The 19,492-nt window shown below is 51.3% G+C and carries 15 protein-coding genes and 2 tRNA genes; 12 read left to right on the top strand and 5 right to left on the bottom strand.

Annotated elements, in window-relative coordinates; translation table 11 throughout:
* Positions 1 to 183: 183 nt before the first annotated feature.
* From KK062_RS14660 to lpdA, 3 genes are read left to right on the top strand one after another with little or no spacing between them, the layout of a single operon-like run.
* Complete coding sequence (locus KK062_RS14660; RefSeq protein ID WP_254085057.1) at positions 184 to 2,940, top strand: 2-oxoglutarate dehydrogenase E1 component; 2,757 nt, start codon at positions 184 to 186, stop codon at positions 2,938 to 2,940.
* Positions 2,941 to 2,967: 27 nt separating this feature from the next.
* Complete coding sequence (odhB, locus tag KK062_RS14655; protein WP_254085056.1) at positions 2,968 to 4,515, top strand: 2-oxoglutarate dehydrogenase complex dihydrolipoyllysine-residue succinyltransferase; 1,548 nt, start codon at positions 2,968 to 2,970, stop codon at positions 4,513 to 4,515.
* A 43-nt stretch (positions 4,516 to 4,558) separates the two neighbouring features.
* Positions 4,559 to 5,959, top strand: a complete 1,401-nt coding sequence (lpdA, locus tag KK062_RS14650) for a dihydrolipoyl dehydrogenase (RefSeq protein WP_254085055.1) — start codon at positions 4,559 to 4,561, stop codon at positions 5,957 to 5,959.
* Between the two features lie 85 nt (positions 5,960 to 6,044).
* Here the strand turns inward: lpdA and KK062_RS14645 are convergent, their stop codons facing one another.
* Positions 6,045 to 7,214 (bottom strand): lipoprotein N-acyltransferase Lnb domain-containing protein, encoded by a 1,170-nt coding sequence (locus KK062_RS14645; RefSeq protein WP_254085054.1) that lies wholly within the window; start codon positions 7,212 to 7,214, stop codon positions 6,045 to 6,047.
* 88 nt (positions 7,215 to 7,302) lie between these two features.
* Here KK062_RS14645 and KK062_RS14640 point away from each other — a divergent pair, with 88 nt between their 5' ends.
* A complete protein-coding gene (locus KK062_RS14640) occupies positions 7,303 to 8,325 on the top strand; it encodes an SPASM domain-containing protein (RefSeq protein WP_254085086.1) in 1,023 nt (340 codons plus the stop codon).
* A 2-nt stretch (positions 8,326 to 8,327) separates the two neighbouring features.
* Here the strand turns inward: KK062_RS14640 and KK062_RS14635 are convergent, their stop codons facing one another.
* Positions 8,328 to 8,507: a FeoB-associated Cys-rich membrane protein gene (locus tag KK062_RS14635; protein WP_254085053.1), complete on the bottom strand. Its 180-nt coding sequence runs from the start codon at positions 8,505 to 8,507 to the stop codon at positions 8,328 to 8,330.
* A 216-nt stretch (positions 8,508 to 8,723) separates the two neighbouring features.
* Between KK062_RS14635 and KK062_RS14630 the strand changes: the two genes are divergently transcribed.
* Entirely contained in the window at positions 8,724 to 11,120 is a 2,397-nt protein-coding gene (locus tag KK062_RS14630; protein ID WP_254085052.1) for an ABC transporter permease, read from the top strand.
* A gap of 63 nt (positions 11,121 to 11,183) precedes the next feature.
* Here the strand turns inward: KK062_RS14630 and KK062_RS14625 are convergent, their stop codons facing one another.
* Entirely contained in the window at positions 11,184 to 12,944 is a 1,761-nt protein-coding gene (locus KK062_RS14625) for a BamA/TamA family outer membrane protein (RefSeq protein ID WP_254085051.1), read from the bottom strand.
* Between the two features lie 222 nt (positions 12,945 to 13,166).
* Between KK062_RS14625 and KK062_RS14620 the strand changes: the two genes are divergently transcribed.
* Together KK062_RS14620 and KK062_RS14615 are read left to right on the top strand one after the other, a co-directional pair.
* Positions 13,167 to 13,244 (top strand) — tRNA-Val (locus KK062_RS14620).
* Between the two features lie 84 nt (positions 13,245 to 13,328).
* Positions 13,329 to 14,471 carry a hypothetical protein gene (locus KK062_RS14615; RefSeq protein WP_254085050.1) on the top strand — a complete coding sequence of 381 codons (1,143 nt, stop codon included), beginning with the start codon at positions 13,329 to 13,331 and terminating at the stop codon, positions 14,469 to 14,471.
* 26 nt (positions 14,472 to 14,497) lie between these two features.
* Here the strand turns inward: KK062_RS14615 and KK062_RS14610 are convergent, their stop codons facing one another.
* Both KK062_RS14610 and KK062_RS14605 read right to left on the bottom strand, forming a co-directional pair.
* Complete coding sequence (locus KK062_RS14610) at positions 14,498 to 16,756, bottom strand: TonB-dependent receptor (protein ID WP_254085049.1); 2,259 nt, start codon at positions 16,754 to 16,756, stop codon at positions 14,498 to 14,500.
* An 85-nt stretch (positions 16,757 to 16,841) separates the two neighbouring features.
* Positions 16,842 to 17,132 carry a hypothetical protein gene (locus tag KK062_RS14605; protein WP_254085048.1) on the bottom strand — a complete coding sequence of 97 codons (291 nt, stop codon included), beginning with the start codon at positions 17,130 to 17,132 and terminating at the stop codon, positions 16,842 to 16,844.
* 166 nt (positions 17,133 to 17,298) lie between these two features.
* On the opposite strand from KK062_RS14605, the gene KK062_RS14600 reads away from it, so the two are divergent.
* From KK062_RS14600 to KK062_RS14580, 5 genes are all read left to right on the top strand, one after another.
* A tRNA-Lys gene (locus KK062_RS14600) sits at positions 17,299 to 17,371 on the top strand.
* Between the two features lie 162 nt (positions 17,372 to 17,533).
* Positions 17,534 to 17,998 carry a YHS domain-containing (seleno)protein gene (locus KK062_RS14595; RefSeq protein WP_254085047.1) on the top strand — a complete coding sequence of 155 codons (465 nt, stop codon included), beginning with the start codon at positions 17,534 to 17,536 and terminating at the stop codon, positions 17,996 to 17,998.
* 36 nt (positions 17,999 to 18,034) lie between these two features.
* On the top strand, positions 18,035 to 18,478 hold the full coding sequence (locus KK062_RS14590; RefSeq protein ID WP_254085046.1) for a YHS domain-containing (seleno)protein: 444 nt from the start codon (positions 18,035 to 18,037) through the stop codon (positions 18,476 to 18,478).
* A 40-nt stretch (positions 18,479 to 18,518) separates the two neighbouring features.
* The gene (locus tag KK062_RS14585) at positions 18,519 to 18,932 is read left to right on the top strand and encodes a DoxX family protein (RefSeq protein WP_262899224.1); all 414 of its coding nucleotides are present in this window, start codon (positions 18,519 to 18,521) and stop codon (positions 18,930 to 18,932) included.
* Entirely contained in the window at positions 18,925 to 19,431 is a 507-nt protein-coding gene (locus tag KK062_RS14580; protein ID WP_254085045.1) for a hypothetical protein, read from the top strand. The genes KK062_RS14585 and KK062_RS14580 overlap by 8 nt, the downstream gene beginning before the upstream one ends.
* Positions 19,432 to 19,492: the final 61 nt, after the last annotated feature.

Raw genomic sequence — 19,492 nt, 5'->3', positions numbered from 1 at the left:
TTGTTTAAGAATGTTTCTAAAATCCGCAGAGACCACGGATTGGATCGGCACCTTCCAGATCCATTGTAACCGTTTTAATGGACTACGAGGCATGTATTTGGCTACGCGAGTATTCAGTTTTTTAAACTCAAACACGTTCTCTACATTTGTTCGCTCTTACTAAAAAGGCTTTTCACAAATACCATGGATAAATATTCATATATCTCCAATGCAGACGTTGGTTATGTTGACCAGCTCTACCAGAACTACAAAAACGATCCTGCCTCTGTAGATCCCACCTGGCAGAAATTTTTTGAAGGGTTCGACTTCTCACAGCAGCACGGTGGTGCTGGCAATGGGTCGAATGTACCGACCGTTGGCTCGGGCGCTACGGTTTCCGACTCCATGTCGATCAAAGAGACCCAAGTCCGGAACCTCATCTTCCAATACCGCTCCTTCGGCCACCTCAAGTCCAACACCAACCCGGTGCGCGAGCGGAGAAACCACACGGTATACCTCGATCACAAAAGCGTAGGCCTGACCGACGCAGACCTCGACGCCGAGTTCGACGTAGCGTCAGAGATCGGCATGCCGCGCGCAACACTGCGCAAGATCATCGAAAAGCTGCAGGCCGTATACCTCGGTCCGATCGGCTTCGAGCATAACTTCATTCGCAACGACGACATCCGTGCGTGGTTGTATCAGAAGATCGAAAAGGAGTATTATTCCTATAATCCCAGCCAGGACGAGAAAAAACGAATCCTCGGCAAGCTTAACGAAGCGGTCGTATTCGAAAACTTCCTCCACACAAAATTCCTTGGGCAGAAACGTTTCTCGCTGGAAGGTGGCGAGAACACCATCCCTGCGCTGAACACCATCATCAACAAAGCAGCCGAGCTGGATGTAAAAGAAGTCGTGATCGGCATGGCCCACCGCGGTCGCCTCAACGTACTGTGCAACATTCTGGGCAAGACCTACGAGCAGATCTTTACCGAGTTTGAAGGAAACGTTACGCCCGAGAACCTCACCATGGGTGACGGCGACGTAAAATATCACCTGGGGTACTCCAGCCACATCAATACTCCGTCGGGACAAAAGATCTATGTGAAGCTGACTCCCAACCCCTCACACTTGGAAGCAGTAGATCCGCTCGTGTTGGGCTATACCCGCGGTCAGATCGACGACGAATATAAAGGTGAGCTTTCCAAAGGCCTGGCTATCCTCATTCACGGCGACGCCGCGGTGGCCGGTCAGGGTATCGTATACGAAGTCGTACAGATGTCCGGTTTGCCGGGCTATACTACGGGCGGTACCATTCACTTTGTCATCAACAACCAGGTAGGTTTTACGACCGACTACGACGACGCCCGCACCAGCATTTATTGTACCGACATCGCCAAGATCGTCGATGCCCCCGTACTGCACGTCAACGGCGACGACGCCGAGGCGGTAAACTTTGCAGCCACACTGGCGGTAGAGTATCGCAATAAGTTTGGCAAAGACATCTTCATTGACATGCTGTGCTACCGTCGTCACGGCCACAACGAAAGTGACGAGCCGAAGTTCACACAGCCAAAGCTGTATAACATCATTGCCAAGCATCCGAACCCGCGCGAGATCTATGTGAAGAAGCTCGTGGATCGCGCCGACGTAGACGGTGCGCTGGCCGATGAGCTCGACAAGAACTTTCGCAACCAGCTGCAAGACCGCCTCAACGAAGTAAAACAAAAACCGCTGCCTTATAAGCCACAGAAGATTGAAGAAGAGTGGGAGCAAATGCGTTGGTCAAAGGCGGAAGACTTTGACAAGTCGCCCGACACCGGTATAAAAGAAAGCATGATTGAGAAAGTCGGCAAGGCGCTGACACAAATTCCCGAAGGCTTCAAACCGCTGAAGCAAATCGAGAAGTTGTTGAAAGATCGCACAACAGCATTCTTCGAAGACAAGGTGCTGGGTTGGGCAGAAGCCGAGCTGCTGGCCTATGGCTCGCTGCTGCTCGACAAGACGCCTGTACGTATGTCGGGTCAGGACGTGAAGCGGGGTACATTCTCGCACCGTCACGCATACTTCTTCGATGCCAATACCAACGAGCCGTACTGCGGCTTGAACAACCTCGATAAGAGCCAGGCCAAGTTCCATATCTACAACTCGCTGTTGTCAGAGTTTGGCGTACTCGGCTTTGAATATGGTTATGCCATGTCGTCGCCTACAGCCTTGGTGTTGTGGGAAGCACAGTTTGGTGACTTTGTAAACGGAGCACAGGTGATAATCGACCAGTTCCTGTCAAGCGCCGAGTCAAAATGGCAACGCATGAACGGCATGGTCATGCTGCTGCCCCACGGTTACGAAGGTCAGGGACCAGAGCACTCCAGCTGCCGCCCTGAGCGCTTCCTGCAACTGTCTGCCGAATACAACATGGTGGTTGCTAACCCCACTACCCCGGCCAACTTCTTCCACTTGCTGCGTCGTCAGGTAGCGTGGCCGTTCCGTAAGCCGGCAGTTGTGTTCTCGCCGAAGTCGCTGTTGCGTCACCCGTCCGTGATCTCACCGCTGAAAGAGTTTACAGAAGGCTCGTTTGCCGAGGTGTTGGATGATCCGACCATCTCGTCCGCGAAAGAGGTAAACCGCGTGATTCTCTGCAGTGGCAAGATCTACTACGACCTGGTGGAGGCACAACAGAAAAAGAAAACCAAAGATACAGCCATTGTCCGCCTCGAGCAGTTGGCTCCGTTCCCGGAAAAACAACTGAAGGCAGTTCTGAAGAAATATAAAGATGCCAAGCTGGTATGGGCGCAGGAAGAACCTGCAAACATGGGCGCGCTTTCTTATATTGTACGCGTGATGCCGAAGTACAACCTCGAGTTCGTATCCCGCAAAGCCAGCGCGTCGCCGGCAACAGGTTACGTGAAAGTACACAAGGTTGAGCAAGACAAGCTTGTTAACAAGGCATTTGAAATCTGATAAAACGTATCATCAAAAAATAACGGAATGGCATTACAGATAAAAGTACCGGCCGTAGGCGAATCGATTACGGAAGTAACGATCGGCAACTGGCTGAAAAAAGATGGCGAGGCCGTACAGGCCGATGAGATCATCGCCGAACTGGAGTCCGACAAGGCAACCTTTGAGCTGCGCGCCGAAAGCGCCGGTGTGCTGAAGATCGTAAAACAACAAGGCGAGACCGTACCGATCGGAGAGGTCATCTGCGAGATCGACGCCAACGGCCAGGCTGGTACAGCCCCAGCGCCCAAGAAAGAAGAAGCTGCTGCGGCAGCGTCTAAACCGGCCGCCACACCGGCACCTGCTCCGTCAGCTCCCAAGGCTACAGGCGGTGTAAAAGAAATGAAAGTACCCGCGGTGGGCGAGTCTATCACGGAAGTAACCATCTCTACGTGGTTGAAGAAAGACGGCGATTTTGTGCAGACCGATGATATCATTGCCGAAGTAGAATCCGACAAAGCAACGTTCGAGCTGCCGGCTGAAGCAACGGGCATCCTGCGCATCGTAGCCAAGGGGGGCGAAACCTTGCCAATCGGTGGTTTGATCTGCCGCATTGAAATTGCCGAAGGCGCCGCGGCGCCTGCCAAACAAGAGAGCGCTGCCGCCGCGCCGGCACAAGCCTCGGGCGATAAGACCTATGCTGCCGGACATCCTTCACCGGCTGCCGGCAAAATCCTCGACGAAAAAGGTATCCCTGCAGGACAAGTAGCGGGCACGGGGGTCGGTGGTCGTGTAACCAAAGAAGATGCACAGAAAGCCCAGGCACAAGCGCCGGCATCGAAGCCTGCCGAAAGCAAGCCGGCTGCAGCACCGGCAGTACCGGCTGTAGCAGGTGCCCGCACCGAGCGTCGCGAGAAAATGACGTCGCTGCGCAAGACCATTGCGAAACGCCTCGTATCGGTGAAGAATGAGACCGCAATGCTCACCACGTTCAACGAGGTGGATATGAAGCCGATCATGGAGCTGCGTTCGAAGTATAAAGATCAGTTCAAAGAAAAGTATGGCGTAGGTCTCGGCTTTATGTCTTTCTTTACGAAGGCTGTGTGCGTGGCCCTGAAAGAATTCCCGGCGGTAAATGCTTCGATCGACAAAGAGGAAGTTATTTTCCACGACTACTGCGACGTTTCGATTGCCGTGTCCACACCGCGTGGTCTGGTCGTGCCGGTTATCCGCAATGCTGAAGCACTGAGCTTTAACCAAATCGAAAGCGAAGTGATTCGCCTGGCCACCCGTGGCCGCGACGGTAAACTTTCCATCGAAGAGATGACGGGGGGTACATTCTCCATCACCAACGGGGGTGTATTTGGTTCGATGCTGTCGACGCCGATCCTCAATCCGCCGCAGTCGGCCATCCTGGGTATGCACAACATTGTAGAGCGTGCGGTGGTAAAGAATGGCGAGATCGTTGTACGTCCGATCATGTACCTGGCACTTTCCTACGATCACCGTATCGTTGACGGCCGCGAGTCCGTTAGCTTCCTGGTGCGCGTGAAAGAGCTGCTGGAAGATCCGGGCCGGTTGATCCTGGGCGTATAAGCCAACATCGTCATTAATCACCTAAAAAGACATTCAGACTTTTATGCAATACAATGTCACGGTCATTGGCTCAGGCCCGGGAGGATACGTCGCAGCGATACGCGCCGCACAGCTCGGGTTTAAGACAGCCATCATTGAAAAATACAATACCCTCGGGGGAACCTGTCTCAACGTAGGCTGTATACCTTCCAAGGCGCTGCTCGACTCATCCGAGCATTTCAGCAATGCCAAAGAGCACTTCGCCGAGCACGGCATCGACATCCCCGCACCGAAGGTAAACTTCGGACAGATGATCAAACGCAAGGGCGACGTGGTAAAAGCCAACGTAGATGGTATTGCCTACCTGATGAAGAAGAACAAGATCGAGGTGCACACCGGCACCGGCTCGTTCGTAGACAAAAACACCATCAAGATCACTACGGCCGATGGCAAAGAAAGCACCATCACTACCGAGAAGGTAATCATTGCGACCGGTTCAAAGCCTACGCCGCTGCCGTTTGCTCCCTTCGACAAGAAGCGGATCATCTCCAGCACCGAGGCCCTCGAACTGAAAGAGATACCCAAACACCTCATCGTGATCGGTGGCGGTGTGATCGGTATGGAGCTCGGCTCGGTCTATGCGCGCATCGGCGCGAAAGTTACCGTGGTAGAATTCCTCGACAGCCTCATCCCCACCATGGACAACACCCTGGGCAAAGAGCTGGCGCGTGTAGCCAAGAAGATGGGCATCGAAACCTACCTGGGCCACAAGGTAACAGCCGTGGAAAACAAAGGCGGAGAAGTAGTGGTGAAAGCCGAGCCGAAGAATGGTGGCAACGCCGTCGAGCTGAAAGGCGACTACTGCCTCGTAAGTATCGGTCGTCGGCCGTATACCGATGGCCTCGGTCTCGACAAGATTGGTATTCAGACCGAGAAAGGTCAGATCCCCGTCGACAACCACCTGCGCACCAGCGTAGACAACATCTATGCTATTGGTGACGTAGTACGTGGGGCTATGCTGGCACACAAAGCCGAAGAAGAAGGTGTATTTGTAGCCGAGCAGCTGGCAGGTCAGAAGCCGCACGTAAACTACAACCTCATTCCGGGTGTAGTATATACCTGGCCGGAAGTGGCCAGCGTCGGGCAGACCGAAGACCAGCTTAAGCAACAAGGGCGTGCCTACAAGGTGGGCAGCTTCCCGTACAAGGCCCTGGGCCGTGCACGGGCGAGTATGGACACAGACGGCCTGGTAAAGATCCTGGCTGACAAAGCCACTGACGAGATCCTCGGTGTACACATCATCGGTGCACGTGCAGCGGATATGATCGCTGCGGGTGTTACGGCCATGGAGTTCCGCGCTTCCGCGGAGGATGTAGCGCGCATGTCGCACGCACACCCTACGTATATGGAAGCCGTGAAAGAGGCCTGCCTCGCCGCGACAGAAAATCGCCCCATTCACATGTAATGTGACATAACCGCCCGATAAGGGTATAAAAGAAAAAGCCTTCTGAAGAATCGTCGGAAGGCTTTTTTATTTGACTGTTGTTGCGTTACACTTTTGCCTTACGAATACGATATTGTGTAAAGGCCCGTACCGCCAGCGCAATGACTATGGGGATAAGCGACGTGTTGAGCTTCTGCGGCAACAGCGGCCAGCTTACCAGGGTCACGACCAGGATGATGGCTGTCACAAGGAAGTAGGTTGCCAGCCAGCGCGGCTGTCGTACAAACGCGATAACGGCAACAATGTGGAAAGGCAGCGCCCACAATAAATTGTAGTTATACGACGACTTGTGGTCCGTAGCGAACCACAGCAAAAACAACAGCACACCGATCAGGCCGGCCGCACCGAACAGTAACACATCCCACCATGTCGATAATTTTTTCCGTTTCAGATCCACCACCGAGAGTATAATCGCCACCAGCGCCAGCGCACTGAACACATAGAGCGGGTGGGGGAGACCCTTCATAGGATCTTCTTCCCGCGGCGCAAAAACAATATTCTTTTTCTTCACCAGCGGCGCCCACGTGTTGCCGTGTTTGATCGTAGCATGGTCAAGACCTTGCTCGACATATTCCGGCAAGAACATATAGTCGAAGGGAGGTGCTTCATGATCTATCTCCGAGCCCAGGCAAACGTCAATGCCCAGGTCACCCCACGGTTGCTGGTGGAGGTATAGGTCCGTCAATTCGCGAATGGAATAGTGCGTCGTAATGTGTTTATTGTCAAACGCAATGCTGTCGCCGAGGGCCTTGATCAGTACGCCCGGCATCTTGGTGGCGCAGTTGTCGTAGAAGTAGTCGTAGCGGTAGTGTTCGTTTTCTGGCAAAGTGTTCCATTCCAGGTAGTCGAATACTTTTTGTTTTTGTGCGGATGTCAGGTTTAGCTCCTGCTCGTGTATATACCGATTGTGATAAATATAGGGAAGCTTAAAACGCTCATACGAATAGGCGCCTAATTGGTAATACATATAGCCCCGTGCAAAGTTCAGGTAGAAGTTGGGTTGGTCGAAGTCGAAGATGCCGTAGTTATAGGCGTCGTCGAGGCCGAGCGCGGGGTCGTATACGCGAAAAGCACTGTGGCCAAATGCCGAGTACAGCTCGCCTTGCCAGGGTGCACAGGTGATGACCGAAATGGTGGCCTGGTCAGACAACTGGCGGGGTTGGGAGTAACCGTGCAGGGCCATACAGCCCAACAACAGAAATACGATCTTCTTCATAAACAGAGGCGTGCAAAGGCGGCACGCGCCGGGAAAGATAATGACATTCTGCCATCCGAAAGCGCCTTTTACCGACTATCTTGCGCCTATGATGGGTGGATGGAATGACCGGCTGAATTTTGCTTCTAAAACGACCGCAATGCGGGCGTGGAATGCAGCCCGGACATACACCAGCTACCAGCGGTCACGCCTCACGGGCACTCCCAACATGGCTGGACTTCCCATCAGCATCTCCTTCGAGCCCACCACATCGTGTAATCTGCGCTGCCCCGAGTGCCCCAGTGGCCTGCGATCATTTACGCGGCCTACCGGAATGCTCGGCAAAGCCTTGTTTCAAAACGTCATCGATCAGCTGGCGCCGTCGCTTAGCTACCTCACCTTTTATTTTCAAGGCGAGCCCTACCTGCATCCCGACTTTCTGGACATGGTGCAATACGCTTCGCGCAAAGGTATCTATACCGCTACATCCACCAACGCACATTACCTGACCGAAGAACGGGCCAGGCTTACCGTGGAGTCGGGTCTTGACCGCCTGATTATATCCATCGACGGCACCACGCAAGACACCTATCAATCCTATCGCGTCGGCGGCAACCTCGACAAAGTGTTAGAAGGTACACGCAATATATTGGCGTGGAAGAAAAAGCTAAAAGCAAAGACGCCGCATGTCATCTTCCAGTTCCTGGTGGTGAAGCCCAACGAGCATCAGATCCCCGAGGTCTATGCGCTGGCGAAAGAATTAGGCGTAGACCAGGTGTTGCTCAAGACCGCGCAGATATACGACTACGAAAACGGTTCTGACCTCCTTCCCACGCAGGACAAATACGCACGTTACTATCAGAAGGTAGACGGTACCTATGGCATCAAGAACAGCCTCGACAATCATTGTTGGAAAATGTGGCACAGTTGTGTCATCACGTGGGATGGTAAGATTGTGCCGTGCTGCTTTGACAAAGACGCGCACCATGTGCTCGGCGATCTGAATCAACAAAGCTTTGAAGAGATTTGGCAGGGATCTGCCTATCAGGATTTCCGCGCGACGCTCATGCGGTCGCGCAGCGAAATAGAGATGTGTAAAAATTGTACGGAAGGAGCGAAGGTCTGGGCGTAACGTTAGATTCCCTTCTGCCGCAACTGCTGCTCGATCTTGTTAAAGTCTACCGCGCCGCATTTGCCACACCCCGAGGCGCAACCTGCGCTCGACGTCTTGGCACGAAACGAACGATATACCATTCGGCCCAGGTAGGCCACGGCGCCTGCAAAAACCACCAGCATCAGAATCGTTTGGATCATAACGTAAAGGTACAAAATCCCGCCTTTCAAACACGCCGGCACGCCTAACGGTTCCTTGCGGCCTGGATTTCCAGCAATGGCTGTACGTCCGCTCCCGGACGTTCCGATGCACATCCGGACAAGTCCATGCCCGCCAGGGCCTTATAAACTCAGTTTTGCGAACTTTCCCATGCTGGCATTGATCTTGGTATCCTACCGCGGATAACTTCGTGTACCATGCTGAAAAACTATTTCAAAACGGCCTTCCGAAATCTGCTTCGTGACGCCGGCATTTCGCTGATTAATCTGTCGGGATTAACGCTGGGCATCACCTGCGGTCTTATACTGTTTCTGATGGTAAGCTACATGAACAGCTTCGATACAGACCAGCCGCGTCGCGATCGGATCTATCGTGTGGTAAGCCAATCTGTAGGCAATGAGGGGCAAGACTTTAGTCAGGGAGTACCACCGGCACTTCCCGACGCCTTTCGCACGGACTTCCCCGAGGCTGAAGAAGTTGTGTTTATCTCCAATCGCTCGGATGCCATGATCACGATTCCTCAGGAGAACGGCGAGGCAAAAAAGTTTCAGGAAGAAAAAGGCATCATGTACACCGAGCCCGGATACTTTAAGCTGTTTGCGCGGCACGTCGTCGAAGGCGATCCCATCAAGGGCCTGGATGAACCGAACGAGGCTGTCATCGCCGCCTCTTGGGCACGCAAATATTTTGGTCGCGAAGACGTTATCGGTGAAGAAATCTCCTTCAACAAGGAAACGTATAAAATCTCGGCTGTTGTAGACGAAGCCCCGGCCGCAACCGACTTTCCCTTTAACGTATTCCTTTCATACAGCACCATAAAAAAGCACACGGAAGAGCCTGGCTGGCGCAACACCTGGAGCGAGCAACAGTGTTATGTATTGTTGAAAGACCAGCAGCAGGCTGCTTCCATCGACAAACGCCTGCCTGACTTCTCGCTGAAATACCTGGGCAAAGATGATCCCGATAAAACGCAGTTCTTTTTACAAGCCCTGCCGGAAATGCACTTCGACAAGCGCTTCGGTACATATTCAAACTCCACAGTTTCGCGCGCTACGCTTACTACGCTCAGCGTGATTGGCATTATTCTCATCATCACCGGGTGCATAAACTTTATTAACCTGTCTACTGCCGAAGCCATCAAACGTTCGAAGGAAGTGGGTGTACGCAAATCGTTGGGGAGCACCCGCGCGCAGCTGATCGGTCAGTTCCTCGGCGAGACATCCATGGTAACAATCCTCGCCGTGATCCTTTCACTGGTCATCACGCAGATTGCCTTGGGATACGTTAATATCTTCCTGGATATATCGCTTAAACTTGATATGACCGCTGGCTACATGTGGATGTATTTGCTGACCGTGACGGTGGTGGTATCAGTATGTTCGGGCCTTTACCCGGCCTTCGTGGTATCGGGGTATAGTCCCGCCTTTGCGCTCAAGAACCTGGTAGGCAACAAGAATTCGTCCAGCTTTGCGTTGCGTCGCACGCTGGTAGTGGTACAATTTTGCATCTCGCAGCTTTTTATCATCGGCACGATCATCATCATACGCCAAATGGACTTTTACCAGAAGAAAGACCTGGGTTTTGTACATGACGCTATTATCAATGTGCCGATACCCGAGTCGGAGGATGCCGGCAAAGGCTTCAGCAAGATGCGCACCCTGCGCGATGAGCTGGCACGCGTGCCGGGAGTAGTACTGGCCAGCCTGGCCAGCGCACCGCCGTCGTCGGGCAACGTACAGGGTACCAGCCTGAAGATGGATGGAGCCGATAAAAACTTCGAGATCGAGCTGAAGCAAATCGACGGTAACTACATCGACCTCTACAAGCTTACGCTTCTGGGTGGCCAAAATATACAGGACGCCGACACGGCCCGCGGCTTTATCGTCAATGAAAAAACCGCGCGCCTGGCCGGCTTTAATAACCCGACCGACATGGTTGGCACCGACATTAAAGTGTGGGGCAGGAAATTACCCGTGGTCGGCGTGGTGGATAATTTTCACACGCAGTCGCTGCACGAGACGATGGGAGCCACCGTCATGTTCAATAATATCGAAGGCTATACTGACCTGGCATTGAAGGTCGACATGGCCCGCAGCCGGGAAATATTAGAGACATTAAAAACGAAGTGGGAATCTGCCTATCCCGAACATATTTATTACTATAAGTTCCTCGACGAAGACATCCGCGAGTTCTACGAAGAGGAACAGAAGATGTCGGTTATGCTTTCTATTTTTACGTCCATGGCAATCTTCATCGGCTGCCTCGGTCTCTTTGGTCTGGCTACATTTATGGCAAATCAAAAGACAAAAGAAATCGGCATCCGCAAAGTGTTGGGTGCTTCCGCCGAAAGCATCGTATTGATGTTCTCAAAAGAATATGTGCGGCTCATCATCATCGGTTTTGTGCTCGCCGCACCCGTAGCGTGGGTGGTAATGAACCAGTTCTTGAGTGAGTATGCCTATAAAATTGACATCGGCGCCGACATCTTCGTGTTGTCGATCGGCATAACCTTGCTCATCGCGCTGGTGACAGTAGGATATCGATCGGTCCGTGCAGCGACGACCAACCCGGTCAACTCGTTGCGATCGGAATAAAGCTAAATAGTGTAAATGCCGGGGCCGGTTTCTTTACGGAGACCGGCCTTTGGTTTTATAGTGCTAGTTATTATAGCGCACAAGTGACGGTGGGGTAACAAACCTGCCACTATATTTTAGCCGGAGATTGGTTGTAACTCTAAAGCTCAGGTGGTCTACGCCGTCAATGGCTTCCGGAAAATAGAAGGCACGAAGCTCAATGGTACCGAAAATCAGGTTTTCGTTTCGGATGCGAAACCCGCCGGTTGCGCCCCAGAAAAAGTTCTTTGGCAATACGACGGGCGATTGCGCGCGCAAGTGCGCGCTCTCCAACGAAACAAAAGGTGCACAACGAAAGCCGGCGAATTGCCAGTTCGTAAATAACGTCGTCTCTGTACGCAGAATAATGCGCTGGGCACCATACAGGCTGTCGGGCGAGAAGCCCCTGAGCTCTTCATTTAGCGTGAGCATTTCGCGGATGCGTGGTTGAAACGCACGGGCATACCCCGCTTCCACGAGTTGGCGCACCTTTAGTCTTTTGGTGACGAACAACTTGCTATAATATTGACCGCTGATCGAGAGGAAAGCATCTTCCGCCCTTTTGTCGCGATAAAAGGTACCGAAGGCCCCTTCGATCTGGTAAAAGTTGCCGCCTTTATGCACGAAACTTTTTAAGACCGACAATCCGGTATACAGGCGTTTTTCAGCCAGCTCTTCCATCCATCCCGAAGTAAGCGTGATAGTCTGTCCATAGGGTACGTCTTCCGTTCGGCCGAAGCCGTACACATAGCGGGTCTTGTAAAAATTCTGATCGTAAAATGTAAATGAGCCCAGCAGAAAACGTTGGTCATTGTACAAGCCACGTACACGATCCCACTCTTGTGAAGGCTGTCTTGAATAATGCTGGCGGAAATAACGCATCGCCGCAAAGTAACGATGGCGGTTATTAAAGCTGTTGGCGCCCAGATTGTACCCTACCCAGGCGTCTTCGAAATTATATCGATATTGGCGAAAGAGTGAGTCCGATGTTCTATACACGTTCTTCGACCAGTTCTGACTGGCTTCAAACCCACCGGCAAACCGCGAGTACGGTGACACCAGCGGCCGGTCAAGCCGCACAAAAAAGGCATGCTCGTATTCTTCCCCCAGGCTGCGCGAGTTGTCGAGTCGCGTATAGCCCGCATACGCGTTAATGAGTGTGCCCATAATACTCGACTTGCGGTAGATCACATCCCACGCCAGCACAGGCTCACGCCCGCCTTCAATGCCCACATCGGCTTGCACGCGTTGACCCATCCCGCCGACGTTCGCATCGTATACACCCACAACATATTCGTCCAGGCCTTTAACGGATCCGGTAAGACCTAAGCTAAAAACGTCGCGCGTAACCACTTCCAGGTCAACGGAGTCGGGCTGGCCGGGAACGCGGTGAACAATAATTTTAGAGTCAAGAATAAAGTCGAGGTCGCGTAGGTAGCGCTCGTTGTCAGCTACTTTGTATGGATTCAGTTGCCGCTTTTCACGAAGGAACAAGTGATTGCGGATCACGCTCTCGCGTGTGTCATAGTGAAGGGTATTGGCCAGGCGCGTAATGCGATCGCGAATTCGCCGGGACGAGTCGTAAATTGACCGCTCAAAACCGATCTGCCGAATGTAGATCCGGCGGATAAATTTGTCCTTATAAGGCATAAAGGCTGCCTCGCTTTTCACTGTCACGACCGTTGTGTCCTTCGGCTTTCTCCAGATGCGGTTTTTTACCTCCTTCGAAACCCGGTTGTTCATAATTCGATTCTTGACAGAATCGATTTGCGCCGACAGCCCCGTCCACATCAGGACCATTGCCACAAATAATACCGTTTTTAGCATGGAAACATTATGTAGAAGAGGGATGTACCGGGAATAGTACAAAAAACCATAAACGGCCGTTGATCCCGCTTATTGCTACACGAATCGGGCCATAACTCAAAAAATGGCGTCTCAACGTAGACTTTCTTCTACAATATAAAAACGATTGCCTGTTCCTCTGTTTGCAACGTTCGGTTTTATTTTTAGATTCGCCCCATAATCGGGCAATTAGCTCAGCTGGTTTAGAGCACTACCTCGACAAGGTAGGGGTCACTGGTTCGAACCCAGTATTGCCCACCAACACGATCAAGCCTTTTCCGCATCTCGCGGAACGGGCTTTTTTATTGAAATTAATACAACAAGGACTGGTTATCTTTGCCGGCAATGCATTGGTTTTACGACACCCGGCGCCAGGTCATCTTTATCTCGATACTCTATCTCGTCGTCAGCGCTTTTCAGTATCATCAGTATGGTGTCAAGGTTGTGAACGACTCTGCGCGGTACATCGAATATGCCACCGGGCTGCATCAAGGCCCCTATTTCGATCCGCATAACTTCTGGTATATCGGCTACGCGCTCTACCTCTTCGGTGTGCAGCTCGTTGGGGGAAGTGCTGAGATTATTGTAGCGGGTCAATATACACTAGGCCTATTAGCGGTTATCGCACTGTTTTTTACATCTCTGACGATCTGGAAAAACAACCTCGCGGCAGTATTTACCGCCGTGGCGTTCATTTTCTTTATCGATATCGGTCAGTGGCATTCTTACGTGCTTGCTGAATCGATCTACACGAGCTTCATATGCTTTTCACTCTTTCTCTTATCGAAATTGTATGGTGGTCGGAAAAGCGCCGTGTGGTATATTCTTACGGCGCTTGTCGTTTTGTACACGGGCTTCAGTAAGCCAACAGGCGTTGCATTGCCCGGAGCGCTTCTTTTTGTTGTTCTTCGGTATGCGCCTGGACGATTGAAATCACGATTACTGCAAAACAGCATCCGCATTGCCGCGACGCTGATCTTCCTTTTGCTGGTAAACAGGATGCTGACGACGTACCTGGTGATGGAGAACTACAGGCTGGGTGAAGTGATCTATGCCATCAGGCTATTGCCGTCAACGCCCGGGTACGAAACGATGATCATAACACCGCCAGACAGTCCGTACCTGCCACCCCCTGGCATGCCGCCACTCCTGAAGATCGTGAGCTTTATTCTTCACCATCCGTTATATTGGATGCAGCTTTTCTTTACCAAAGTGTTTTTTTTGCTCGCGCATGTGCGCCCTTACTGGTCGGTCACCCATAATCTCTACGCAACCCTGCTGCTGTTGCCGGCCTATTTTCTGTTCGTGAAAGGCATACGGTCGGAAAAGCTGAACCCGGTAAGTGTATTCGCGCTGGCATACGTAGCCATTCAGATACTGGGTGTGGGAATCACGTCAGAAGACTGGGATGGACGCTTTATAGCGCCCATCCTGCCCGTTGTTTTCCTATACAGTGGTAAAGGGATTGCGTCGTATTTTAGAAAGTAGGAGTCAGATCGATGTTACCATGCGGACTACAACGTCCACCGCACCCCCAAAAATCCCTTCGCCCCCTGCATCGGCGCATAGTTATACGCCGTGTCGAACGTATATCCATTCGGATTATCCACTGCCACATTCTTATCAAACGGATCAAACGGGCGCATCAACGGGTCCCCTGGTTTGTAATTCAGCAAGTTCTTAACCCCACCATATATTTCCCACCGCGCAGCACCCTTCGTTTCGATGGTGCGCGTCACCTGCAGATTTAACAACGCATAGAACGGTGACATCTCCGGGCGATAGTCGTTAGGCTGCACCGGCAGGTGCATGGGCCCATTCGCGCGACCCGTTAAGTCTACACTCCACAAACCGCTGGGCAGGGTATAGCTGATGGTGCCCGTGCCCGAGATACGCGGCGCATGCAGCTGCGGTTGACGCTCCTCGCGGCCATTCACACGGTTCTGCTGGTATACATCCATGAACGTGGCGCCCAGCATAATCTTCAGGCTGTTGGTAAAGCTGGCATCAGCGTTAAACGTAATGCCTTTGGAAACGGCATGCCCGTCGAGGTTGTCATAGATGATCGCATCGGCGTCGGTCAGAAAATCGCCGACGATCTTATTGGAAAAGTATGTATAAAATAGCGAGGCATCGAGTGTCAGGAAGCCGCGGGCAAACGTGACATTGCGGGTATAGTTCAGGTTGCCATTCCACGACTGCTCGGGTTGCAAGGCATGGCGGATGATTACCTGCCGCGAGCCGGTCAGGGCGGCATGGTCTTCCGTAAACAAGTTCACCACGCGGTAGCCACTACCCCCCGTCAGGCGAATCACGCTGACATTATCTGGTGACAGCTTGAAGCTGAGGCGCGGGGTAACAATAGAGCCGTGCACGTTATGATGATCATACCGCAGTCCTGCCAGGATGGTAAACTGGCGACTGAACTTTATTTCATCTTGTACGAAAATCCCGGGCAGCACGGTGTTAATAGATCGATTGCTGCCGTCGGTGTGGGCGGTACCGGGCGTGCTGTCGTCGTAGTAGGTATACCGCAACGGTATACCCGCCAGCAGGTCGTGCACGCCGGTTACTTTGTTCCAGCGCAGTTGGGTAAAGACTACTTGTTGATCCGCCAGGAACTTCACCGTGCCGTAATAGGAATCCTGGTGGTGATGGTTGTAGGAATAGTCCACGGTAAAGGCTTCTCGGCCGGGTAATGCATGACTGCCAATCAGCTCCCAGCGCGTGGTGTAGATCGACTCGCCATAATATATATTGGTGCCGCGGTGTTGGCGCTCATATTGCAGCTCACCGCCCCACCGGTCTTCATAAAAGAAGCGCCAGGCCAGCGACGAGTTTTTTCCAGTGGGCGTAGCAAACGACCATTTATTAAACACCGAGATGCGCTGCTGCAGTGTCACGTCGGTAAAGTTGTCGTCGTTTATGTCGCGCCGCTCATCATATCGAAAGTGGTTGATGCCGACCAGCGACGTAGCCTTACCTGCCTTGAAGGAAAAAGTAGCATCGGCATTAAGCTCGCCCACGCTGGTGCTAAACACATCCAGCTGTACGCGCGAAGCAGAAGCCGGGTCTTTGGTAATGATATTGATCAAGCCACCGACGGCTTCCGAACCATAAAGTGTCGACGCCGGTCCCTTCACTACTTCAATACGGCGCACCATGCTGTTGGGTATCCCTGCCAGGCCATAGACCGTCGACAGACTGCTGACGATCGGCATGCCGTCGATCAGCACCATGGTATACGGCCCTTCCAACCCGTTGATGTGAATGTCGCCCGTATTGCAAACATTACAGTTTAGCTGAGGCTGCACACCGTTAATGATATTGAGCGACTCGAAGATGTTGGGCGTAGGGTTCTTCTTAAAGAGTGTAGGTGTATAAACTTCCACCGGAATCGACGACTCCAGCTTCGATACTTCTTTCATTGTGCCGGTAATCACCACCTCGTCCAGCGTGCTCATGTCTTCTTCCAGGAATACATCCAGTGTGATCACAGCGCTATTCACATCCACCGGCTGCCGTACGGTCTTAAAACCCACTGCGGAGATGACAAGGGTATGCGTGCCATACGGCACATTGGCCAGGGTATACTTGCCTTGATCATCCGTTACCGTGCCACGCCCTTTGCCGGGTACGGTTACATGGACACCCCGCGCACCCTGGGTGCCTGTCGTAATAGTACCTTGAATAATGCCGAGCGATTGTCCCATCAGGCGGCTGCCGCAAAATGCGGTGATAAGCCATACCATCAAGGTATATTTAAGTTTCATACGATTATTTTTTAGACTAGTCTAAACTTTCGATTTAACAAGGCTAATCAATAATTCGCAATAAGCCCAATGATAAAGGTGTTTTTTAGCCCTGGGTAGGGGCGGAGGGAGTGGAAACGTGTTTTTCGAGCAACTGGGCCACTTCTTTGGCTGTCACCAGGCTGAGGGGAGCATGCAGGCTCCAGGATCGTTCCCGGCCCGCCGGGTCGGTTACGTCAATGCGGGTAATACGCAACGGGCAGCCAGCATCCGAACAGGGCACTTCCGTCACCTGCTTGATTTGCCACCCTTCGGGCAGCATTTCTTTCACACGTTGGCGGATACGGGCCGTTAAAATAACCCGCTCTTCCGGCCGAATATCAAATCCTCTGAACATAACAGTAGTCGAATGCTATCCTAAGAACGTGCCCCCGCACACCTTGGTTCCGTCTGACTTCGCTTCGGAACTTTAGAGAAGACAGCGTGAAACGCTACTGGCCATAGCGTCGTATCATTTTTTCCGTGGATTTTCGAAAAAAAAGCGTAAATAGCGCCAGTAAAACGACTTCGTAGCTCAGCTGGTAGAGCAATTGACTCTTAATCAATGGGTCGAGAGTTCGAATCTCTCCGAGGTCACCCTTCATGGGGCAAGTCAATATGTATGACTTGCCCCTTTTTTTGTCCATATGGAAGGTACCGGCATTGTGCTGTGATACTTTTGTTACACTTCAGCAACCGTTTTAAGATACTGTCTCTGTTCCTTTATCCCATCAAAAAAACAGAAAATCATCCCTTAATATGAAAAAGCTCATCAGCAGTCTGATCATCTCTCTTGCGATAGTAAGTATCCATGCGCAAGGACTGGAGGTCCGCAAAGAACAATTCAATATCGAAACATCAGGGTTGGCGATCGGCGGATACGACCCCGTTGCCTACTTTACCAGTAACCAGGCCATGCAAGGTAAAAAAGAGATCGGCACGGTATACCAGGGCGTTGCGTACCGTTTCGCGACGGTCCAAAATAGAGATGCTTTCAAGGCTGACCCTGCAAAATACGAACCCCAATATGGCGGATGGTGCGCATATGCCATGGGTGCTAAAGGCGAAAAAGTGGAGGTAGATCCGGAAACATTCAAAATCGTCAATGGCAAACTTTACCTGTTCTACAATAAATATTTCAACAATACACTCAAAAGTTGGAATGAAGACGAAACGCAACTAAAAGCCAACGCAGATCAGCACTGGACAAAGTTTGTCCAGTAATAAAATGAGCCATTAGTCATACTGAAAAAACGGAAAATGAAAAATTTATTGATCACAACACTGCTGATAGTATTTACAGCAATAGGCGCAACGGCCCAAAAGCAAGAGGTATTTGCTCCAGATGGGAAAGCTATTAAAGGATATGACGCGGTAGCGTTCTTTAAAGAATCAAAGCCCGTAAAGGGTTTCGATAGCTTGAGCTATATGTATAAAGATGTGCAATGGCTCTTTTCATCGAGAGCAAATCTTGAAACCTTCAAGGCAGATCCAGGGCATTATGCGCCGCAATATGGGGGCTATTGCGCCTACGGGACGGCCGAAGGACATAAAGCACCAACGCAAACAGACACATGGACTATTGTAAACGACAAGTTGTATTTCAATTACAATATGAAGGTAAAACAAACCTGGCTTAAGGATCAGCCCGCCTTGATCGAGAAAGCGGACAGTCAATGGCCCGTTGTAAAACAACAGGAATAATAGCGCGCGCATACAAAATAAAGAAACGCGACAATACTTCATGAAAAACAAACAGAGGACTATCATTACCTGGATATTCAGGCTTCTAGCAGCCGCGATCATGCTGCAAACATTATTCTTCAAATTTACATCCGCTCCTGAGTCCGTATATATTTTTACTGAGCTCGGCATGGAGCCCTGGGGGCGGATAGGAATCGGGGTAATGGAGTTGATTGCATCCTTACTCATACTGATACCGTACACGACCGCGCTGGGCGCCATATTGGGGTTGGGGTTAATGAGCGGAGCGTTGTTTTTTCATCTTACCCAATTAGGGATAGCGGTACAGAATGATTCAGGGCAGTTATTCGTTTATGCGTTGTTGGTATTCATCAGTTGTCTTATATTAGTGGTTATCTGCAGAATGCAGATTATTCATTTGTTTCACCGAATAAGATCCAAACGCCATGAATGAACAGCTCATCCAACCGACAATTGGATTGCTTTACCAAATGAAAGAACTCCTGGAAAGCCTTACCGATGAACAATACTGCAGTAAGATTCCATTATTGTCCGATGCTTCTATCGGTCAGCACACCCGACATATCATTGAGTTTTTCCAGGAACTGGAAATGGGATATCAAACCGGCATAGTCAACTATGATGCCCGGAAACGGAATTACACCATAGAGACTCAACGCAAATTTGCTATAAACGAACTGGTAGGAATCGCCGCGGTCGTTGCAAAAGAAAATAAGGTATTAAACCTGGTTGTCGACTTTTGTGGGGAAGACAGTAATTACTACGAAGTGCCCACAAGTTATCAGCGGGAAATCGTGTATAATTTTGAGCATACCATCCATCACATGGCGCTTTTAAAAATTGGAGTAAGAGCGGTCGCAACGATTGAGCTGCCTGAAAATTTCGGTGTCGCAGTTTCGACGCTAAAATACAGGACCGTATGCGTACAGTAGCGAAGCATACCCAGGAAACTCTTCTTCAGAAGCTGTATTGGTTCTTGAAGAAAGTAAAGAT

Source organism: Dawidia cretensis (genome assembly GCF_018598175.1).
Classification (GTDB): domain Bacteria; phylum Bacteroidota; class Bacteroidia; order Cytophagales; family Cyclobacteriaceae; genus Ohtaekwangia; species Ohtaekwangia cretensis.
The sequence above is the reverse complement of the archived record's forward strand: the minus strand, read 5'-3'. Positions and strand labels throughout refer to the sequence as shown.